At 45.9% G+C, this 4259-nt stretch carries 4 protein-coding genes; 1 reads left to right on the top strand and 3 read right to left on the bottom strand.

The annotated features are described in order from the left end of the window. From PHX29_07080 to acs, 3 genes are all read right to left on the bottom strand, one after another. The coding region (locus PHX29_07080; protein ID MDD5605646.1) for a hypothetical protein at positions 1-304 on the bottom strand (304 nt) is incomplete at its 3' end. Then, the gene (locus tag PHX29_07075) at positions 304-597 is read right to left on the bottom strand and encodes a DUF485 domain-containing protein (GenBank protein MDD5605645.1); all 294 of its coding nucleotides are present in this window, start codon (positions 595-597) and stop codon (positions 304-306) included. The genes PHX29_07075 and PHX29_07080, both read right to left, overlap by 1 nt. 24 nt (positions 598-621) lie before the next feature. Continuing rightward, positions 622-2637 carry an acetate--CoA ligase gene (acs, locus tag PHX29_07070; protein MDD5605644.1) on the bottom strand — a complete coding sequence of 672 codons (2016 nt, stop codon included), beginning with the start codon at positions 2635-2637 and terminating at the stop codon, positions 622-624. Positions 2638-3179: 542 nt separating this feature from the next. Between acs and PHX29_07065 the strand changes: the two genes are divergently transcribed. Beyond that, on the top strand, positions 3180-4259 hold a 1080-nt coding region (locus tag PHX29_07065), incomplete at its 3' end, for a formate--tetrahydrofolate ligase (protein ID MDD5605643.1).

Below are 4259 nucleotides of genomic sequence, written 5' to 3'. Positions count from 1 at the left end.
ACCTCTTCAGTGGTTCAGCAACAACAAAAAGGGCAACCATCCAGCCGGCTAGAAAGCCGATGGAATACAGGAAGCCATCATAACCAAACAGAGAGATCATGCCGGCGATACCTAAAAATGAGGCCGCAGAAAGGTAATCGCCGGCAAAAGCAACGCCATTTACCACCCAATGTATATTACCGCCGGCAGCATAGTAGCCGCTGGAAGATTTTGCCTTCCTGGCAAACCAGTAGGAAACCCACAGAACAGCAAGGACGAATACTACAAAAATTACAATAGCGAGAGGTTCGGCTTTGTAATTCATTAGATAGATCCCTCCTTATGCGCTTCCTCCACTTCATCATCCCTTTCTTTACGAGAGCAGATAGAGTTATAGATGACAGCCAGTGCAACCGCCAAAATAATTATTCCAAAGCCGTATACAATGGCGACATTCAGCTTTCCCAAATCAGCCGCCATAAAAGACGGGCTCATCACACTCACCAGGATAAATGCCAGATAAATAGGAGTAAAAATGGTAAACATGATGATACCAAGCCTGGTTTTGTATCCTTCTGATTTCTCAGTTTTCAATTTTGCAGGTTGGCCATGTTCCATAATATTGCCTCCTCGATTAGTCTGTTACTCTTTGATTTTTCTTCCAGAGACCAGAGTTTCAACAACGGTTGAATCGGCAAGAGTGGAGGTATCGCCCAGATTTGTAATATCGCCAGCAGCAATCTTTACCAGAATGCGGCGCATAATTTTGCCGCTCCTGGTCTTGGGCAGGCCATCGGCAAACTGAATAACATCCGGAGTTGCAATCGCACCAATTTGACGTCGAACGTGGTTCTTGAGGATTTTTTCAAGTTCTTCGCTTGGTTTTTGACCCGAATTCAGAGTTACAAACGCATAGATTCCCTGACCCTTTATTTTATGTGGCATACCTACAACCGCGGCTTCAGCCACCTGGGGATGGGATACCAGGCTGCTCTCCACCTCTGCAGTGCCAATGCGGTGGCCGGAAACATTAATTACGTCGTCAATCCGCCCCATCAGCCAGTAGTAACCATCTTCATCCTTACGAGCACCATCACCGCTGGTATAATAACCGGGAAACCGGCTGAAATAAGTAGATTTAAAACGTTCGGGGTCTCCCCAGAGAGAGCACATCATACCAGGCCATGGTTTTTTGATACACAACCAGCCACCTTCATTTATACCGGCTTCGGTTCCATCAGTGCGTAAAATAACTGGTTCGACTCCAGGGAACGGCAGTGTCGCCGATCCAGGCTTGGTAGGAATTGCACCCGGCAGCGGAGTGATCATAAGACCTCCCGTTTCAGTCTGCCACCAGGTATCAGCAATTGGGCATTTCTCCCGACCAACATAGCGGTGGTACCACATCCAGGCCTCTGGATTAATCGGTTCTCCTACAGATCCAAGCAGCCTGAGGGAAGAAATATCGTGCTCTTTAGTCCATTCTTTGCCTTCCCGCATCAGGGCACGAATCACGGTCGGTGCAGTATAAAACACATTCACCCCAAATTTTTCCACGATCTGCCAATAGCGGGCTGGGTCAGGATAAGTCGGCACGCCTTCGAACATAAGACTGGTAGCCCCATTTGCTAATGGACCATATACAATATAACTATGGCCTGTCACCCAGCCAATATCAGCAGTGCACCAGTATGTATCCTGGTCTTTAATGTCGAATACCCACTTCACCGTCTGATAGGTATGCAACAGATAACCACCTTGGGTATGTAAAATACCTTTGGGCTTGCCGGTGCTTCCACTGGTATACAATATAAAGAGTGGAGCATCGGCATCCATTTGTTCTGCTTTGCAAAATGATGATATGTCATCTGCTTCCATCTCTTCGTGCCACCAAATATCCCGCCCGGGCTGCATGGGAATATCAACACCCAAGCGCTTAACGATTATTGCTGTTTTAACAGATGGGCTTTCCGCCATTGCGTTATCAGCATTGGATTTGGAGTGAATCTGCTTTCCGGCCCTCCAATAGCCATCAGCTGTTATCAGCAGTTTGGATTTACAATCGTTTATCCGGTCTCGTAATGCTTCAGCACTAAACCCACCGAAAACAATACTGTGTATTGCGCCAATTCTGACACAGGCCAGCATCGCAATAACCAGCTGGGGAATCATGGGGAGGTAGATGGAAACGGTGTCACCCTTCTTGATGCCGTGCTTTTTCAGCACATTGGCAAATTTGCACACTTCGTGATGCAGTTGCTGATAGGTATAGGTGACCACTTCGTCATCGGGCTCGCCCTGCCAAATAATGGCAGCCTTGTTTTTGGTCGGCGTATTAAGATGGCGGTCAAGACAGTTATAGCACACGTTGATTTTACCGCCGATAAAATGCCTTATCTCTGGTTTCTCGGTAAAGTCATACTCTCGGAGCTTGTCCCACATCTTGAACCAGTGGAGCTGGCCAGACAGTTCTTTCCAAAAGCCCTCCGGATCTTTAATAGACCTTTCATAAAGCGCCTTGTACTCCTCCATGCTCTTGACGGCAGCTTTTTCGGAAAACTCCTTAGAAGGAGGGAATACGCGGTTTTCTGCCATCATTGACGAGATTTCCTGACTTGATATTTGCCCTAAAATCTCTTCATTGGTTTCTTCAGCCATATTAATTATCTCCTTTTCCTTTTTAGCCATGAGCCTGTTTATCGGCAGTGAGGGCGAAGGGGCAGCCCTGGTTGCCTTCGAATATGTCTATGGTGAGAAAAGCACCCGAACAGTTGCCCAGGTGCTTTTCTCCCAATGATCAATCGTTATATCGGAGAATAGATAATATAATTCCGTACTTTCTATAAAAGGCGGGATTTTTGAAGAGGGCAAAGAGAGTATCATGAAGAAAGAGGTAATGTCAAATCTTGTATACAACAATCACTGAGTCAGCATTGTATAGAATAATTTTTCCCAACAGAATGCACAGTAGTCGTATTTGGAGTTTTATAACTATACTTCGACCTTAAATTTAGGGTATATTATTAAACTGGATGAAATCCTCTCACTGAGGCGTAACCTGCATCACTTATCCAGCATGGCTCCGGTTGGCCTCTTCGAATTTACTCCAGTATATAACATAGAAGAAAAAATACCTTAAAAAGTATTAAAAGAGCTCCCTGCAATGGTAAAATTTAGCAACTCATGATATGGAGGAGAGAATGGTCAGGCTGGATCCAACACAATTACAAGATTGGCAAATTGCCCAAGAAGCCGAAAATTCAATGAAACCGGTAAAACAACTGGCTTCGGAATGGGGAGTATTGGAACACGAGCTTCTTCCTTATGGCCACCATCTCGGAAAAATAGATTTCAAGCTCGTTACAGAACGGCTGAAAGAAAATCCCCACGCCAGATATATTGATGTAACCGCAATAACTCCAACCCCTCTTGGGGAGGGCAAAAGCACTACCACTATTGGTTTGGTGCAAGGTTTAGGAAAAAGAAATAAAAAAGTATCCGGTGCTATTCGCCAGCCATCGGGAGGCCCAACCTTTAATATTAAGGGAAGCGCTGCTGGAGGAGGTCTTTCGCAATGTATTCCCCTAACCCCGTTTTCTCTAGGCTTAACTGGTGATATCGATTGCGTGGTCAACGCCCATAATCTTGCTATGGTAGCAGTAACCAGCCGGCTTCAGCATGAATTTATAAACACCGATGAATTCCTGGCAAAACGAAACCTGAAACGCCTGGATATAGATCCCCGAAATATAGAAATGAAATGGGTGATAGATTATTGCGCCCAAGCCTTGAGAGATATAGTTATCGGCCTCGGTGGCAAGATGGATGGCTTCCTTGCTCAATCTGGTTTTGCTATCGCAGTAAGTTCCGAAGTGATGGCTATTCTCTCCATCGCCACCAGCCTTAAAGATCTGCGCGAAAGGATGGGGCGCATAGTGGTAGCATATAACAAGCGCGGAGAGCCAGTTACTACTCAAGACCTTGAGGTTGATGGAGCAATGACTGCCTGGATGGTACGAGCATTGAATCCAAATCTGCTTCAAACGATTGAAGGCCAACCAGTACTTGTGCACGCTGGCCCCTTTGCCAACATCGCGGTAGGCCAATCTTCTATCATAGCCGACCAGGTTGCTCTTCGGTTAAGTGATTATCATGTAACTGAGAGTGGCTTTGGCGCCGATATTGGTTTTGAAAAATTCTGGAATATAAAATGCCGCCTGAGCGGGCTCAAGCCTAATTGTGCTGTGGTTGTGGCAACAGTAAGGGCACTTAAAATGCAT

Source organism: Dehalococcoidales bacterium (assembly GCA_028717385.1).
GTDB lineage: Bacteria > Chloroflexota > Dehalococcoidia > Dehalococcoidales > CSSed11-197 > CSSed11-197.
The sequence above is the reverse complement of the archived record's forward strand: the minus strand, read 5'-3'. Positions and strand labels throughout refer to the sequence as shown.